Below are 15,623 nucleotides of genomic sequence, written 5' to 3'. Positions count from 1 at the left end.
GTGACAGGTGAGCACCGCTCACAGTTCGTGGCGTGCGAGCGCAAGCCCACGACCAGCACATTCTCGCTCATTGTTACCGCCATGTGACAGAGAGCACCGATTTGGCCGCTGGCGGGCACGGTCGCGCTGTGTCACGGTTGGCCTCCGCTGAGCCCGCCGGAGCAGCCCTACCGATTGGGAGGCGGCATGGGTACTGATGTGTCCAGTCGGACGTTCACCAGGGAGGACCGCCGGCGCTACCGCGAGCGCATGCAGCGGTGCATGGACGCGCTGGGAACCATGCTGGCGGAGGAGAGCTTCTCCTTCCCGAGGCAGCAGATGGGGCTGGAGATCGAGCTGAACCTGGTCGACGGGGCCTGTCGGCCGGCGATGGCGAACTCCGAGGTGCTGGAGAAGATCGACGACCCGTCGTTCACCCTGGAGCTCGGGCAGCACAACCTCGAGGTCAACGTCCCGCCGCGCGAGCTGGCCGGTGACGAGACGCTGGACCTGGAGAAGGAACTGGTGTCCACGCTGGCGTCGGCGGACGTGAAGGCGCACGACGCGGGCACGTCGATCGTCATGATCGGGGTGCTGCCGACGTTGCGGCAGGAGCACTTCGACCGGCGGTGGCTGTCGCAGCAGCCCCGGTACACGACGTTGAACGACCGGATCCTCGCGGCGCGCGGGGAGGAGGTCGTGCTGTCGATGGAGGGCGCCCCCCTGCCCGGGCGGGCGGGCGAGCGGCTGTCCAGCTACGCCGAGTCGATCATGCCGGAGGCGGCCTGCACGTCCGTGCAGCTGCACCTGCAGGTGGCCCCGGACGACTTCGCGGCGCACTGGAACGCGGCGCAGGCGCTGGCCGGGGTGCAGGTGGCGATCGCGGCGAACTCGCCGTTCCTGCTGGGGCGGGCGCTGTGGCACGAGACCCGCATCCCGTTGTTCCTGCAGGCCACGGACACCCGGTCACAGGAGCTGAAGAACCAGGGCGTCCGGCCGCGGGTGTGGTTCGGGGAGCGGTGGATCACGTCGATCTTCGACCTGTTCGAGGAGAACGTGCGGTACTTCCCGGCGCTGCTCCCGGAGACCGGCGACGAGGACCCGTTGGACGTGCTGGGGTCGGGCGGGACGCCGTCGTTGACCGAGCTGCGGCTGCACAACGGCACGGTGTGGCGCTGGAACCGGCCCGTGTACGACGTCGTGGACGGCGTCCCGCACCTCCGCGTGGAGAACCGCGTGCTGCCGGCCGGGCCGACGGTGCTGGACACGATGGCGAACGCGGCGTTCTTCTACGGCGCGCAGCGGGCACTGACCACTTTGGAGCGTCCACTGTGGAGCCAGATGTCGTTCCACGCGGCGGAGGAGAACCTGTACGCCGGGTCGCGGCACGGGATGGGCTCGCAGCTGTACTGGCCGGGGATCGGGTGGGTGCCGGCGGATGAACTGGTGCTGCGCCGCCTGCTGCCGTTGGCGCACGAGGGGCTGGCGGCGTGCGGGGTGTCGGACGAGGCGCGGGAGCGGTACCTGGGCGTGATCGAGGCGCGGTGTCTGACGCGGCGGACGGGGTCGCAGTGGCAACGCGACACGGTGACCCTGCTGGAGGACCGGGGGGCGGACCGGGACGCGGCGCTGGCCGGGATGCTGGCGAAGTACGTCGAACTCTCCCACCTCGGCGAACCGGTCCACACCTGGCCGGTGGGCGTCTAACCCCCGTCACGCCCCCGCCCCACCTCGACCCCCACCGCACCCGTCGATCGCCCGCCGGACCCGGACCGCACCTCGTTCCCACCACCCGGCGGGCATCCCCACCACGTCCACCTCACCCGCCACCGCCCCGGACCCGCCCAGCCGCGCCCCGCTCCCAGCCGGGACCCGCGCAGCCGCGCTCTGGTCCCCTCCGCGCTCTAGTCCCTTGCGCGCTCGCAGCCGGGTCCGCGCCCTCCGCGCTCGCAGCCGGATCCGCCGGATCGTCTCTCGCCACGGGGTTCACCGACCGACCGCGCCGGTTCGACCGACCGCGCCGCGTTCGCGGACGTACTGCCCGTGACGGGCTTCACCCGAGCCGGACCCAGGCGTCCCCCGCGTCCCCGGCCGGCGGCGACCCTCAGCCGGCCTGGGTGTGGCGGTCACCCAGGCCCCGTCCCGGACTCACAGGCCCGGAAGCACAGGTCGGGCCGAGCGGCGCGCCTTCATTCTTTCGGCAACGTTTTCGGCCTTACCATTGATCCCCGCCGCCGCCGCATTCGCGCGTTCGGGTGATCTTCAGACCATCCGCCCGAACCGTCGCCACCCACCATACCCGCTGGTCAGCGACGACGCCCGGCCTTCAGCGGGGCTACGTCGGCGCCGTCGTGGGAGCTGCGGCACTCCTCGGGCGTCACCGCTTCCACCGCGAGGGTCAGCATGCCCTTCACACCCGTGTAGATGCTCTCGCCCGCCGACGCCAGCGACGTGTGCACCCGGTTCGAGTCGGAGAAGTCGCGCTCGTCCTTCGTGCGCTTCTTCCCGGCCTCCTCGGGCTTCGTGGCGCTGCGCAGGTTGACCTCCAGCCACGCGGCGACCTCGGCCGGCGTGGTCAGGACCTCCTCCGGCGTCCGCTCCAGCCGCTCGGCGCGCGGGGAGGCGTGGTCGAGTGAGGTGTGCTCCACGTAGGCGTGCCAGTGGGTGTTGCGCAGCGACCACGTCTGCTCGATCGGCCAGTCCTCCTCGGTGCCCATGCTCCCTATCTTGCCAGGCTCCGCACGTCCAACGTGTGGTCAACCCCCACCGCCGACGCCAACCGCCGGTCGTGGGTGACGAGCAGCAGCGTGCCCCCGTACCCCTGCAACGCCTGTTCCACCTGCTCGATCGCCGCCAGGTCGAGGTGGTTGGTCGGCTCGTCCAGCACCAGGCACGTGGTCCCGCGCGCCTGCAGCACGGCCAACCCGGCCCTGGTCCGCTCGCCCGGCGACAGCGTCCGCGCGGGCCGCAGCACGGCGTCCGCGCCGACCCGGAACTTCGCCAGCAGCGTCCGCGCCTCCACGTCCGCGAGCCCGGTCAGCCCGGTCACGACCTCCAGCACCGGCTCCGGCACCGCGAAGTCCGCCCGCACCTGGTCGACCTCGCCCACCACCACGGCGGGTCCCTGGCTACGCTCGCCCGCCACCAGCGGCAACCGGCCGAGCAACGCCCCCAGCAGCGTCGACTTGCCGGAGCCGTTCGGTCCCGTGATCCGCCACCGCTCCCCCGCCCCGACCGTCAGGTCCACCGGGCCGAGCGTGACGTCGCCCCGGCTGACCACGGCCCCGCGCAACGTGAACGCGACCTGGCTCCCGCGTCCCGCGCCGGGCAGCGTCAACCGCAGCTCCCACGGTTCGCGCGGCTCCTCGACCTCCTCCAGCCGCGCCAACTGACGGTCCACAGTGGACGCCCGGCCGGCGAGGTTCTCCGCGCCCTGCTTGCGGGCGAACTTGATGTTCTTGTCGCTCTCGTCGGACTTCGCGTTGCGCCGCACGCCCTGCCGCGACCACTCGCGCGCCTGCCGGGCCCGTTGCGTCAACGCGTCGCGCTTGGCGGCGTAGGTCTCGTATTCCTCCCGCGCCCGCCGGCGCGCCCGCGCCTGCTCCTCCACGTACGCGTCCCACCCGCCGCCGAACACGGTGAGCCCGTGGCCGAACTCGTCCAGCTCGGCGATCGCGGTGGTGGTGCGGGCCAGGAACTCGCGGTCGTGGCTGACGAGGACCATCCCGGCACGGCTGCGCAGCACGTGCGCCTCCAGCACCTCCAGGCCGGCCAGGTCGAGGTCGTTGGTCGGCTCGTCCAGCAGCAGCACGTCGGCCGTCGTCAGCAGCACGGCCGCGAGCCGCAGCCGCGCCGACTGCCCGCCGGACAGCTCGCCGGACCCGCGGCGGTCGAGCAGCGTGGCGGGCAGCCCGAGCCGTTGGCACACCTCGTCGGCGCGTTCGGCGAAGTCGGCCGCGCCGGAGGAAGTCCACGCGTCGAACGCCCGCGCGTAGGCGTCCTCGGCGCCGGCCGCGCCGTCGCTCAACGCCGCGGTCGCCGCGTCGAACGCGCGTTGGGCGGCGGCGACGCCGGTGCGGCGGGCGAGGTGGTCGCGCAACGACTCCCCCGGCCGGATGTCGGTCTCCTGGGTGAGGTGGGCGACGACCCCGCGGGCGACGACGGTGCCGGAGTCGGGGGTCAGCCCGCCGGCCAGCACGCGCAGGAGGGTCGACTTGCCGACGCCGTTCGGTGCGACGAGCCCTAGGCGTTGACCTGCGGCGACATCGAGGTCCACCTCCGAAAGGACGATCTTGGTGCCGTACGACAGCGTGACCTTCCTGGCTGTCAACACGGTCCGATGGTGGCACGGGGGCGGGGCGACGGGCACCCGACTTTTCGGGCACCCCCGGACGCGACGAGGTCCCGCACCCGGCGGTACGACCCGGGGTGCGGGACCTCGTCTGTTCCCGAACTGACTGCCGCTCCCACCACGAAGCGACGAGACTTAGGTTAGCCTAACTTCTCCGACCGCACCAGTCCTGCGCACGAGCCCGCGCGCGACCAGTTCCACGACCACCGCGATCGCCACCGCCTCGACCGCCAGCAACCCCAGCAGCACGACCAGCTGCAACGCCCCCGCCTGCCACACCGGCGCACCGCCCAGGAGCATCCCGACGAACGCCCCGGGCAGCGTCACCAGCCCGACCGTCCGCGTCTGGTCGAGCGCCGGCACCAACGCCTCCGCCGCCGGCCGCCGCACCAGCTCCCGCACCGCCACCGGCTCGGTGAACCCCAGCGCCAGCGCCGCCTCGAACTCGCCGTGCCGGTCCCGCAGCGTGTCCAACGCCCGCCGCACGGACAACGTCGTGGCCGTCATCGCCCCGCCGATCAGGATGCCGCCGACCGGCACCAGCGCGATGCCCTGCACCGGAACCAACCCGCTGACCAGGAGCACCCCGAGCGCCGGCCCCGCGCCGCCGAGGATCGCCGCGCCGACCCACGCGCCCCGCCGTCCGGTCTTCGTGCGCGCCGCGGACGTCCCCGTCGCCACGGCCGCCATCAGCAGGAGGAACGCCGCCGTCAACGGCAGCGACGCCAGCACGACCGCGATCACCGCCGACACCGCGGCCAGCTGCGCGGTCGCCCTGGTCGCCGCGCGCACCACCGGGCGGGGCGACGCCAGGCCGGCCCACCGCACCACCGCACCGGCGGCGGCGGTGAAGACCAGGCAGACGACGAGCAGCCGGACCCAGTCCGTCGCGATGACCACGCGCCCATTGTCGACCGCGACGCCCGGAGCCGCCGCGAGCCGGACCCCCGGGGAACGGGTCGGGCGGGTCAGACGCGGGCACGGCGACGCAGGCCCAGGCGGTGCGTCGGCAGCTTCAGGCCGCCCCGCCGCGCCAGCACGAACCCGCCGACCAGGGCCGCCAGGATCGACACCGCGCCACCGACGACCAGCGGCGCGCGTCCGGTGAAGTGCTCGGCCAGCCAGCCCATCACCGGCCCGCCCACCGGGTTGCCGCCCAGGAACACCAGCATGTACAGGCCCATCACCCGACCGCGCATCGCGGGCGACACGGCGAGCTGCACGGTGGCGTTCGCGGTAGTCGTGAAGGTCATCATGGCGATGCCCAGCGGGATCAGGGCGACGCCCGTCAGCCACATCGTCGGCAGGACCCCGGCGACGATCTCCAGCACGCCGAACGCGAGCGCCCCGATGATCAGCAGCCGCAGCCGCGGCTTGCCGTTGGCACTGCGCTTGGCGGCCAGGGTGGCGCCGGCCAGGGTGCCGACCGCCAGCATGGTCGACAGCAGCCCGTACGCGCTGGCGTCACCGCCGAACGTGTTGCGCGCGAGCACGGCCAGCGTCACGTAGAAGTTCAGCCCGAACGTGCTGATGAAGAACACCAGGCACAGCAGGATCACCAGGTCGGCGCGCTTGCGCACGTACCGCAGGCCCTCGCGCAGCTGGCCCTTCTCGCGCGGCACGGGCTCGCCGCGGTGCAGCTCGCGCGGGTTCATCAGGAGCAGCCCGAGCAGCACGCCGAGGAAGCTGATCGCGTTGAGCAGGAACACCCACCCGGTGCCCACCACGATGATCAGTCCGCCGGCGACGGCCGGACCGACCATCCGGGCCAGGTTGAACGTCATGGAGTTGAGCGCGACGGCGTTGGTGAGCTGGTCGCGACCGACCATCTCGACCACGAAGCTCTGCCGCACGGGCGTCTCCACCGCCGACACCGCGCCGAGCAGCAGGCACAGCACGTACACGTGCCACAGCTGCGCCACACCGGTGACGTCGAGCAGGCCCAGCGTCAGCGCGCAGAGCCCGAGCCCGGTCTCCAGCACGAGCAGCAGCTTGCGCTTGTCCATCCGGTCGGCGAGGACGCCCGCCCACAGCGACAGCAGCAGGGTCGGCGCGAACTGGAGCGCGGCGGCGATGCCCAGGGCCACCGGCGAGCCGTCGGACAGCTCCAGCACCAGCCAGTCCTGGGCGACGCGCTGCATCCACAACCCGACCAGGGACACGACCTGACCGGACGCGTAGAGCCGGTAGTTGCGCACGCGGAGCGAGCCGAACATGCGGCTGCGTGGCGGGGGTGCGGCGGAGTCGCGTTGGACCTGCTCTGTCTCTGCACCACCCGCGTACGCCGGCACGTCGTTACTGCCCCGCCATCCTGTCGATTATCTCGGCGGCGCGCGAGAGCACGCCCCGGTCCTCCGGTGTCAGCTCGGCCAGCCGCTTGTCCAGCCAGGCCTCGCGCGCCGACACCTCTTCGTTGATGTAGCTCAGCCCCGTCTCGCTCAGCTCCACGATGGCCTGCCGGCCGTCGGTGGGGTGCGGGCGGCGCGTGGCGAACCCGTACTCCTCCAAGGCGGCGATCACCCTCGTCATGGACGGTGGCTGGACGCCTTCCCTGGCGGCCAGCTCGCCCGGCGTCAGGGGCCCGCACTTGTGCAGCGTCGACAGCGCGGACACCTGGGTGAGCGAGATCGCGGAGTTCACCCGCTGCGCGCGGAGCCTGCGGTTGAGCCGGACGACGGCCAGTCGCAGCCGACTCGCCAGTCCCGCTTCAGCCTCGGTCTCCGCCACGTAGTTAGCATACCTCACGATCTCTGCGCCCATCGTGTGAAATCGACCATTCAGCCGGCGAGAGCGGCTTCGATCGGCCCGATCGCGAAGTAGACGACGAACGCCGCCGCCACGACCCACATCAGCGGGTGCACGCTGCGCGCACGCCCGGTGAGCGCCCGCAACAGCACGTAGCTGACGAAGCCCGCGCCGATGCCGTTCGCGATCGAGTACGTGAACGGCATGATCACGATCGTGAGGAACGCGGGCAGGCCCACGGAGAAGTCCGCGAAGTCGATCTCCCGCACCTGCATGATCATCAGCGCGCCGACCACGACCAGCGCGGGGGCCGCCGCCTCGATCGGCACCACCGTGTAGAGCGGGGTGAGGAACATGGCGGCCAGGAACAGCAGGCCGGTGACGATGTTCGCCAGGCCGGTCCGCGCGCCCTCCGCGATGCCGGACGCCGACTCGATGAAGACGGTGTTGGACGACGAGGACGCCGCACCACCCGCGACCGCGCCGAGGCCGTCCACGAACAACGCCTTCGACACGCCCGGCAACTGGCCGTCCCTGCCGATCAGCCCGGCCTCCTTGCCCAGGCCGGTCATCGTGCCGACGGTGTCGAAGAAGTCCGTGAGCACGAGCGTGAACACCAGCAGCGCGGCGGTCAGCGCGGGCACGCGCGTCCACGCGCCGAACGACACGTCGCCCAGCAGGGACAGGTCGGGCAGGCCGAGGACCTGCTCCGGCAGGGCCGGGTAGCCGAGGTTCCAGCCGGTGGGGTTGGTGCCCTGCGACGGGCCCGCCTTGACGACGGCCTCGAGCACGATGGACAGCACGGTCGCCGCCAGCACGCCGATGAGGATCGCGCCCTTGACCTTGCGGGCGACCAGGATGCCGGTGACCACCAGGCCGACCACGAACACGAACGTCGGCCAGGACGCGATCGAGCCGTTGATGCCGAGGCCGACCGGGACGGTGGTGTTGGCGGCGTCGGGGAGGCGGCGCACGAAGCCCGCGTCGACCAGGCCGATGAAGCAGATGAACAGGCCGATGCCGACCGCGATGGCCGCCTTCAGCTCCGCCGGGACCGCGTTGAAGACGGCCGTGCGGACGCCCGTGAGGACCAGCACGAGGACCACGAGGCCGTTGACCACGACCAGGCCCATCGCCTCGGGCCACGACATCTGCGGGACCATCGTGACGGCGACGAACGAGTTGATGCCCAGGCCCGTGGCGAGCGCGAACGGGTAGTTCGCGATGAGTCCGAAGAGGATCGTCATGACGCCCGCGACCAGCGCCGTGACCGCCGCGACCTGGGGGACCGTGAGGATGTTGCCGAGGACGTCGACCTTCGCGCCGGGGGCGTCGGCGGCGAAGCTGCCGAGGATCAGCGGGTTGAGGACGACGATGTAGGCCATGGTCACGAACGTGACGAGGCCGCCGCGGACCTCGCGGCCGACCGTGGAGCCGCGCTCGGTGATCTTGAAGAACCGGTCCAACCCGGACCGACCGGCGGGTGCCGCGGCGGACGTCCCGGCGGCGGACGTGCCGGCAGCGGACGTCGCGGCGGTCTCGCCGCCGGACTTGCCGGTCTCGCCAACGGCGTTGCCGGCCTTGCCGGTTCCGCCGCCGGACTTGCCGGTCTCGTCGACGACGTTGCCGGCCTTGTCACCCGACTCGCCGGTGGTGACCTTGGCGCTGGACTCGTCCCCTGCCCGATCGCCGGGTGTCCCGGCCGGCGGCTCGACGGGTGGCTCGACGGTGGCCATCTCATCTCCTCGGTAGGTGTGGTGAGCAGGCAGAGCGTGCCCCACGCGTGTTTCCGCGAGGTAGCCTGCCCGACGTGGCCGAACAGGACGCAACACCCCTCCCGCCCCCGCCCGCGCTGCCCCCGAGGTTGGCCGACCCCGTGCCCGTGGTGGTGGCGGGGACCGCGCTGTGGTTCGTGGCGTTCGCGCTGGTGCTGCTGTTCGGCCGGGACCAGTCGACGCTCCTGTGGACGTGCCTGGCCGGCGGCGTGCTGGGGTTCATCGGCTACGGCATCTTCGCCTGGCAGCGCTCCGCCGCGCGCCGCGGCAGCAAGACCGCCCAGCAGGGCCTGGAGTGATCACCCTGCGGGCCACCCACGAGCAGGGCTGACACCCGGCACCTCGACACCCGACCACTCACGGGCACGGGCACGGGCGCCCGGCCGCAGCACCAGCGCGGACGAACGGGCGTCCCACGGACCGCGGGTCAGGACGGGCGCCCACCCGACCGGCCGGCGCTCGGCCGGCCGACCCCGGCGGCGGCTCGGGCCGGGCGCTCAACCCCCTGCCCGGGCGAGCCCGGCGATCCCGTGCCCACACCGCACCGCCCAGCCACACCGCACCGCACCGCCCACACCGCACCGGGCCCGCAGATCCGCAGCCCTACCCGGACCCGGGACCGGCACGCGCCCCGTCACGGCAGAGACCGAGGGCCGGGTGCCGCGCCTCCCTCTTTTCCGGCAACAAATCCGGGATTTCCATTCATCCCCGGAGCCGGTTCCTCGATCAGGTGATCTTCGGCCTCAGCCCAGCAGCACGGCGGGCGTCGGGTCGGCGATCAGGGCGGCGAACGTGTGCCGATCCTCCCACCGGCCCGTCATCCACGCCAGCGCCCGAGCCAGGCCCTCCGGGGTGTCCGCGGCGTGCACGACGTCACCGTCCACCCACCACGACACCGGGTGCCGCGCCCCCTCGGCCGACACCACCAGCTCGTCGTGCACCACCACCGGACCGGTCGGCAGGTCGACGCCCAGCAGGTCGCACGCCAGCCGCACCGCGCCCAGCTCCGACCACACCACCTCGTCACCCTCGCCGACCACGGCCCCGGAGACCTCCTCCGACGCCAACGGCAGCGCGAGCAGTTCCGCCAGCTCCCCCGCGGCACCGCGGGAGGCCAGCACCTGCTCCGGCGGCAGCACGCCGAGCAGCCACGGCAGGTCCGGCACGAGCACGTCGTCGGCCGGCACGGCGGCGCCTGTCAGCACCCGCACGCGGTCCGGCGGTTCGACGTTCACCGAGTCCGCCACCTCCGCCAGCACCGTGTGCACGCGCAGCACCAGGGCGTCCGACAGCTTCCGCGCCGGATCGCCGAGCCTGGCGATCAGGTCCGCCACGTCGTCGGAGTCCACGACGCTCAACGACGTGCGCACGCCGGCGGCGGCGAGCATGTGCGGCGGCAGGTCGACCTCCGGCACGACGTCGTACAGGCCCTCCAGCCCTTCCGCGTCGGGCAGCCGCCACGACCCCAGCGGCACGCCGTCGATCGTCGCGTAGCGGGCCAGCCACCAGCCCGTGTAGCCGTCGGGCTCGGTCACGGCGCGCCACGCGACCGGGTCGGCGGCCATCATCCGCAGCGCCCGCGGCCACTTGTCGCGCGCCACCAGGTCGAGGTCGCGGATGCCGAGGACGCGGGTCGGGGGCACGTCGAACGCGTCCCACCAGTAGCCCTCGTCGGCGAGGTCGTGGTCGGGTTCGGTGGGCGAGTCGTCCTCGACCACGGTGAACCCGTCGATCACGCCGACGTCGGTCAGCACCGACCGCGGCCACTCCCGCGCCACGGAGGCGTCCAGCACGCCGAAGGGCGCGTCGGGTTCCAGCACGGCCAGCAGCGCCGAGTCGGGCAGCACGAGTTCGTCCGCGCGCCGCCACTCGCCGTCCGCGGAGGGCAGCGCCAGCTCGGCGAGCCACGGTCGGCCGCCGGCCCGCGACACGAGCCGCAGCACGGTCCGCACCAGGTCGGGTCCGTCCAGGGCGGGGTCGTCGAGGCTGCGGTGGACGGCTTCGCGCACGGCGTCGGAGTCGAGCAGCTCGGCCGGGCCGGCTTCGGTCGCGCCGAGGCGCAGCAGCAGCGGGTGGGCGGCGTCCGGGTGGGCGATCCGCAGGCCGGGCACGGAGAACAGGTCCGAGTCGGTGCCGACGAGGACGCCGCGCGGGCTGCCGACGAGCCGGCCGTCGACCAGCGGCACGGGCAGGGCGGCCAGGGCCTCGCGGGCGGTGGAGTCGACGTCGGCGACGGGGGACAGCGCGTCGTAGACCTGGTGCCACCACGTCGGGTCGCCGCCGACGCCGGCCAGCGCGTCGACGACCTCGGCCACGCCGAGCCGCGGCACCTCCAGGGCGGCCAGGGCCCTGGCGTGCGGCGGCAGGGTCAGCTCGTAGTCCAGCAGGCCGGGCACGACGTCCTCGAGCAGTTCGACCAGCTCGAACGAGGCCAGGTCGAGCACCTTGGCGGCGGCGGGGGCGGCCCACTCGCCGTCGGCCAGCGGCAGCCACGCGGCGGTGCGGAGCGCGGCGAGGACGCTCGTGCGGAGGCGGTCGTCCACTTCGGACAGGGGGAACCCGGGCAGCGGCACGAGGGACGTGCGCTCGACGGCGGGCAGCTTCGCCACCAGGTCGGGGTACGCGAGCGCGGCCTGCTCCAGCACGAACGACGCCGCCGCGCCGGTGAGCACGCGGCGGCGGGACGGTTCCACGGGCAGGGTGGCGATGAGGCGGGCGGGCAGGGACAGCTTCTCGTCGGTCGGCGTGGGCGCGTGCAGGACGTCGCCGGACAGCGGTTCGTCCGTCGGCCAGGCCCAGCACACCGACCACTGCGGGCGGGACTCGACGCCGGCGACGAGGGACGCGGGCAGTTCGCCGCCGACCCGGTGCACGAGCCACCGCTGCGCGCCGGACGGCCCGGTCAGCTCCACGACCCCGTCGGCCTCGGCGCGGTCCCAGGCCCGGTCGCCGACCTCGACGCGGCGCAGCCCGGGCAGGGCCAGCAGCAGGTCGGGCACCTGGGCCGCGAACTCGGCCAGCAGCGCCTCGCCGTCGACCTTGAGCGGCAGCCGGACCTCGGTGTCGAACCCGTCGGGCAGGTCGGCCTCGTCGGAGGGCCACACCAGCCGCAGCACCGGCACGTCGCCGCCGCGGGCGGAGGCCAGGGACGGCACCGCCTCGCGCGTGCGGGCGGCGGAGAACGCGACGGCCCCGGACCGCGACACCACGCGGGGTTCGTCGGTGACCGCGAGCACGGCGGCGAAGCCGACGCCGAACTGGCCGACCGTGTCGGCCGCCTTGGAGGAGGCGCGCAGCGACGCGAGGGCGGCCACCCCGGCGGCGTCGAGCGGTGCGCCCGTGTTGGCCGCGCGCAGCTCGCCGGCCACAAGGGTCAGCCGCAGCACGCCGGGGGTGTCACCGGCCGCGTCGGAGGCGTTCTGGGCGAGTTCGACCAGCAGCCGGTCGCGGTAGCCGCCCAGCCGCAGGTCCTCCTCGGCGTTGGCGTCCTCGCGGAAGCGGGTGGGCGAGCCGCGCCACGCGGCCAGCACCGACTCGCGCAGCGCCTCGGTGCCGAACGGGTCCGCGCTCACTTCCCGCTCTCGTCGGCCGCGGGGTTGGCCTCCACGTCCAGCACCGCGTCGTCGTAGACGACCTCGGCGACGGGCACCAGCGGGCCGCCCTCGACCTCGACCTCGGAGTGCGCGCCGCACCCGTACTCCACGTGGACCACGTGCCCGTCGGCGGGCGTCAGCTCGTTCGCGCACACGCCGAAGGCCGCGCCGAGCGACCCGGCGATGCGGGTGTAGAAGCCGCACGTGCCGCAGGTCGCGGGGGCGCTGCGGGCCATCTCGCTGCGCGGGCCGAAGTCGCCGGAGTGCCAGCGCTGGGCGGCGTCGAGCACGCCTTCGCGGGACAGCACCCGCACGCGGCCGAGGCCGACCTCCAGGGCCACCTCTTCCACGGCCGGGTCGTCGGAGCCGACGTAGCCGGGCGCGAGGCGCGGGTCGTCCTCGGGCGCGGGCAGCAGGTCGCCGACGCCGAGGTCGCCCGCGCGGACCCGCTCGTGCCAGGGCACCCACTCGGGGGCGACCAGCGCGTCGTCGCCGGGCAGCAGGACGACCTCGCTGACCGACAGCGGCGTGCCGGGGCCGGCGAACGCGACCGTGACGGCCCAGTTCCAGCCGCGGTAGCCGGCGTGCTCGGCCTCGAACAGGTGCGTGGCCGACACGTCGTCCTCGGCGACGACGCCCACGTGGTCGCCGACGCGTTCCTCGCCCGCCTCCTCTTGGGCGGCGGCTCGGGCGAGCCGGACCGCCTCGGGGTCGGCGAGCGCGGGATCGGGCTGGCGGGTCGGCGTCGCGGTCACAGGTGAATTGTGCCGCACGTCTGCGGGACCCGGTGCACACGTGCCACCCTTTCGGACGTGCGGTGGCTCTTCATGGCGGTGGTCCTGGGTCTGTCGGCGGCGTGCACCGCCGCCCCGGAGGCGCCGTCGGGGCCCGCGGGCGCGCCCTCGGGCTTCGAGCTGCTGGGCAGCGCGCCGCACGACCCGGGCGCGTTCACGCAGGGGCTGGAGCTGGTCGACGGGGTGCTCTACGAGGGCACGGGCCTGGAGGGCGAGTCGTCGGTGCGCCGGGTGGACCCGGCCACCGGCGTGGTCCAGCGGCGCGTGGACCTGCCCCCTCCGCTGTTCGGCGAGGGCATCACGGTGGTGGGCGATCGGATCTGGCAGCTGACGTGGCGGGACGGCGTGGCCATCGAGCGTGACCGCGACACCCTCGAAGAGGTGAGGCGGGTCACCTACGAGGGCGAGGGCTGGGGGCTGTGCCGTGACGGCGGTCGGCTGGTGATGAGCGACGGCAGCGACGAGCTGACGTTCCGCGACCCCGGGTCGTTCGCCGAGACCGGCACGGTGGCCGTGCGCCGCGACGGCCGGCCCGTGACCCGCCTCAACGAGCTGGAGTGCGTCGCCGGCCAGGTGTGGGCCAACGTGTGGCAGAGCGACGAGGTGGTGCGCATCGACCCGGCGGACGGCCGGGTCACCGCCACCGTGGACCTCTCCGGCCTGCGCCCGGCCGACCTGCCGGCCGCGAAGGTCCTCAACGGCATCGCGGCCGTGCCGGGCACGGACGAGTTCCTGGTCACGGGCAAGAACTGGCCGACGGTGTTCCGCATCCGGTTCACCGGCGCGTGACCCCTTTCGGGGCGACCACCGGTGGCGATGTGTGAGACAGCCCGCACCCGGTGAGGCAGGATTGGAGGCGTGACACCCCCTCGGCCGGAGGACCAGCCGCGGCGGTACCCGTGGGAGGACGACGAGTACCGGCCGCGCACCCGGCCGTACCCGACACCCGGCCCGCCGCCTCCCGACCCGCCCCGCCGGTCGGCCCGCTCCACCCCGCCGCCGGACGACCGGCCGACCGCGCCGACGCCGCCGAAGAAGCTGACCGTCACCCGCGTGGCGTGGTTCCGGGTCAAGCAGCTCAGCGGCCGGGCGGTGTCCGCGTTCCGCAAGGCCGCCCACGCCGACGGGGCCAAGCAGTCCGGCCTGTCGTCGCTGACCTACGCGGTGATGCTGAACTACGCGGCCGACGCGGCGATGGCCGTCGCCCTGGCCAACACCCTGTTCTTCTCCGCCGCGGCCGGTGAGAGCCGCGGCAAGGTCGCGCTCTACCTGCTGATCACCGTCGCGCCGTTCGCGCTGGTCGCGCCGGTGATCGGGCCGGCGCTGGACCGCGTCCAGCACGGCAGGCGGGTGGCGCTGGCCGCGTCGTGCGTCGTCCGGGTCCTGCTGTCGATCGCGATGGCGCTGAACTTCGACAACTGGGGCCTGTACCCGGCGGCGCTGGGCAGCATGGTCCTGTCGAAGTCGTTCACCGTGCTGAAGGCCGCGATCACGCCCCGCGTCGTGCCGCGCGAGATCACCCTGTCCAAGACCAACGCCCGGATGACCGTGTTCGGCCTGGCCGCCGGCGGCGTGTTCGGCGCGGTGGCCGCGGGCTTCGCGCACCTGTTCGGCTCGCCGGGCGCGCTGTGGTTCACCGCCGCGCTCTGCCTGGCCAACGCCTACTACTGCCTGCGCATCCCGTCCTGGGTGGAGGTCACCGAGGGCGAGGTGCCGACGTCGCTGCGGGCCAGGCCGCACAAGGCCAAGCGGCAGGCATTGGGCCGGTCCGTCGTCGTCGCCCTGTGGGGCAACGGCGCGATCCGGATGCTGACCGGCTTCCTCATGCTGTTCGCCGCCTTCGTGGTCCGCGCGCAGACCGAGGGCGACGGCCTGATGCAGGTGTTCCTGCTGGGCGTGATCGCCGCCGCCGCGGGTGTCGGCAGCTTCCTCGGCAACGCCGTGGGCGCGCGCCTGCACTTCGGCTCGCCCGACCAGGTCGTCATCGGCTGCGTCACCGCCGCCCTGCTCACCGTGGTCGTGGCCGCCGTCCTCCCCGGCGTGGTGACCGCGGCGGCCGTCGGCCTCGTCGGCGCGACCGCCAGCTCGCTGGCCAAGGTGTCCCTCGACGCGGTGATCCAGGACGACGTCCCGGACGAGTCGCGGGCCTCGGCGTTCGGCCGGTCGGAGACGATCCTCCAGCTCGGCTGGGTCTTCGGGGGCGCGCTGGGCGTGCTGCTGCCGACCGAGTACTGGATCGGCTTCACCGTCCTGGCCGTGCTGCTGGCGGTGGGCCTGGCCCAGACCGTCCAGACCAGACGCGGCACGAGCCTGATCCCGGGCTTGGGCGGCGACCGCCCACTGCGGCCCGCGCCCGTCGTCCCCGGAGCGGGCACGTAGGCTCGCG

The 15,623-nt window shown here is 73.7% G+C and carries 12 protein-coding genes; 4 read left to right on the top strand and 8 right to left on the bottom strand.

Annotated elements, in window-relative coordinates; genetic code table 11:
• Positions 1-186: 186 nt before the first annotated feature.
• Positions 187-1,686, top strand: a complete 1,500-nt coding sequence (locus ACIGNX_RS24620; protein ID WP_396543042.1) for a glutamate-cysteine ligase family protein — start codon at positions 187-189, stop codon at positions 1,684-1,686.
• Between the two features lie 599 nt (positions 1,687-2,285).
• Here ACIGNX_RS24620 and ACIGNX_RS24615 read toward each other — a convergent pair.
• From ACIGNX_RS24615 to ACIGNX_RS24590, 6 genes are all read right to left on the bottom strand, one after another.
• Positions 2,286-2,696 carry a hypothetical protein gene (locus ACIGNX_RS24615; protein WP_396543041.1) on the bottom strand — a complete coding sequence of 137 codons (411 nt, stop codon included), beginning with the start codon at positions 2,694-2,696 and terminating at the stop codon, positions 2,286-2,288.
• Between the two features lie 5 nt (positions 2,697-2,701).
• Positions 2,702-4,312: an ABC-F family ATP-binding cassette domain-containing protein gene (locus ACIGNX_RS24610; RefSeq protein ID WP_396543040.1), complete on the bottom strand. Its 1,611-nt coding sequence runs from the start codon at positions 4,310-4,312 to the stop codon at positions 2,702-2,704.
• A gap of 153 nt (positions 4,313-4,465) precedes the next feature.
• A complete protein-coding gene (locus tag ACIGNX_RS24605; RefSeq protein ID WP_396543039.1) occupies positions 4,466-5,230 on the bottom strand; it encodes an ABC transporter permease in 765 nt (254 codons plus the stop codon).
• Positions 5,231-5,298: 68 nt separating this feature from the next.
• Positions 5,299-6,546, bottom strand: coding sequence for an MFS transporter (locus ACIGNX_RS24600; protein ID WP_396543038.1), 1,248 nt, complete (start codon positions 6,544-6,546; stop codon positions 5,299-5,301).
• A 79-nt stretch (positions 6,547-6,625) separates the two neighbouring features.
• Positions 6,626-7,090, bottom strand: coding sequence for a MarR family winged helix-turn-helix transcriptional regulator (locus ACIGNX_RS24595; protein ID WP_396543037.1), 465 nt, complete (start codon positions 7,088-7,090; stop codon positions 6,626-6,628).
• 17 nt (positions 7,091-7,107) lie between these two features.
• A complete protein-coding gene (locus ACIGNX_RS24590) occupies positions 7,108-8,811 on the bottom strand; it encodes an NCS2 family permease (RefSeq protein ID WP_396543036.1) in 1,704 nt (567 codons plus the stop codon).
• A 74-nt stretch (positions 8,812-8,885) separates the two neighbouring features.
• On the opposite strand from ACIGNX_RS24590, the gene ACIGNX_RS24585 reads away from it, so the two are divergent.
• Complete coding sequence (locus ACIGNX_RS24585) at positions 8,886-9,149, top strand: DUF2530 domain-containing protein (RefSeq protein WP_396543035.1); 264 nt, start codon at positions 8,886-8,888, stop codon at positions 9,147-9,149.
• Positions 9,150-9,593: 444 nt separating this feature from the next.
• Here ACIGNX_RS24585 and ACIGNX_RS24580 read toward each other — a convergent pair whose 3' ends face one another.
• Positions 9,594-12,422 carry a sacsin N-terminal ATP-binding-like domain-containing protein gene (locus ACIGNX_RS24580; protein ID WP_396543034.1) on the bottom strand — a complete coding sequence of 943 codons (2,829 nt, stop codon included), beginning with the start codon at positions 12,420-12,422 and terminating at the stop codon, positions 9,594-9,596.
• Complete coding sequence (locus ACIGNX_RS24575) at positions 12,419-13,198, bottom strand: DUF3027 domain-containing protein (protein WP_396543033.1); 780 nt, start codon at positions 13,196-13,198, stop codon at positions 12,419-12,421. Before ACIGNX_RS24575 ends, ACIGNX_RS24580 begins: the two co-directional genes overlap by 4 nt.
• 72 nt (positions 13,199-13,270) lie before the next feature.
• On the opposite strand from ACIGNX_RS24575, the gene ACIGNX_RS24570 reads away from it, so the two are divergent.
• Positions 13,271-14,026, top strand: a complete 756-nt coding sequence (locus ACIGNX_RS24570) for a glutaminyl-peptide cyclotransferase (RefSeq protein WP_396543190.1) — start codon at positions 13,271-13,273, stop codon at positions 14,024-14,026.
• Positions 14,027-14,095: 69 nt separating this feature from the next.
• Positions 14,096-15,616, top strand: a complete 1,521-nt coding sequence (locus tag ACIGNX_RS24565) for an MFS transporter (RefSeq protein WP_396543032.1) — start codon at positions 14,096-14,098, stop codon at positions 15,614-15,616.
• The last annotated feature ends 7 nt before the right edge of the window (positions 15,617-15,623 follow it).

Source organism: Actinosynnema sp. NPDC053489, assembly GCF_044544865.1.
Taxonomy (GTDB): domain Bacteria; phylum Actinomycetota; class Actinomycetes; order Mycobacteriales; family Pseudonocardiaceae; genus Actinosynnema.
The sequence above is the reverse complement of the archived record's forward strand: the minus strand, read 5'-3'. Positions and strand labels throughout refer to the sequence as shown.

What these genes read in the sequence shown, in the direction of transcription:
- ACIGNX_RS24620 (WP_396543042.1), top strand. Translation starts at nt 187, where the DNA reads ATGGGTACTGATGTGTCCAGTCGGACGTTCACCAGGGAGGACCGCCGG.
- ACIGNX_RS24615 (WP_396543041.1), bottom strand. Translation starts at nt 2,696, where the DNA reads ATGGGCACCGAGGAGGACTGGCCGATCGAGCAGACGTGGTCGCTGCGC.
- ACIGNX_RS24600 (WP_396543038.1), bottom strand. Translation starts at nt 6,546, where the DNA reads ATGTTCGGCTCGCTCCGCGTGCGCAACTACCGGCTCTACGCGTCCGGT.
- ACIGNX_RS24595 (WP_396543037.1), bottom strand. Translation starts at nt 7,090, where the DNA reads ATGGGCGCAGAGATCGTGAGGTATGCTAACTACGTGGCGGAGACCGAG.
- ACIGNX_RS24590 (WP_396543036.1), bottom strand. Translation starts at nt 8,811, where the DNA reads ATGGCCACCGTCGAGCCACCCGTCGAGCCGCCGGCCGGGACACCCGGC.
- ACIGNX_RS24570 (WP_396543190.1), top strand. Translation starts at nt 13,271, where the DNA reads ATGGCGGTGGTCCTGGGTCTGTCGGCGGCGTGCACCGCCGCCCCGGAG.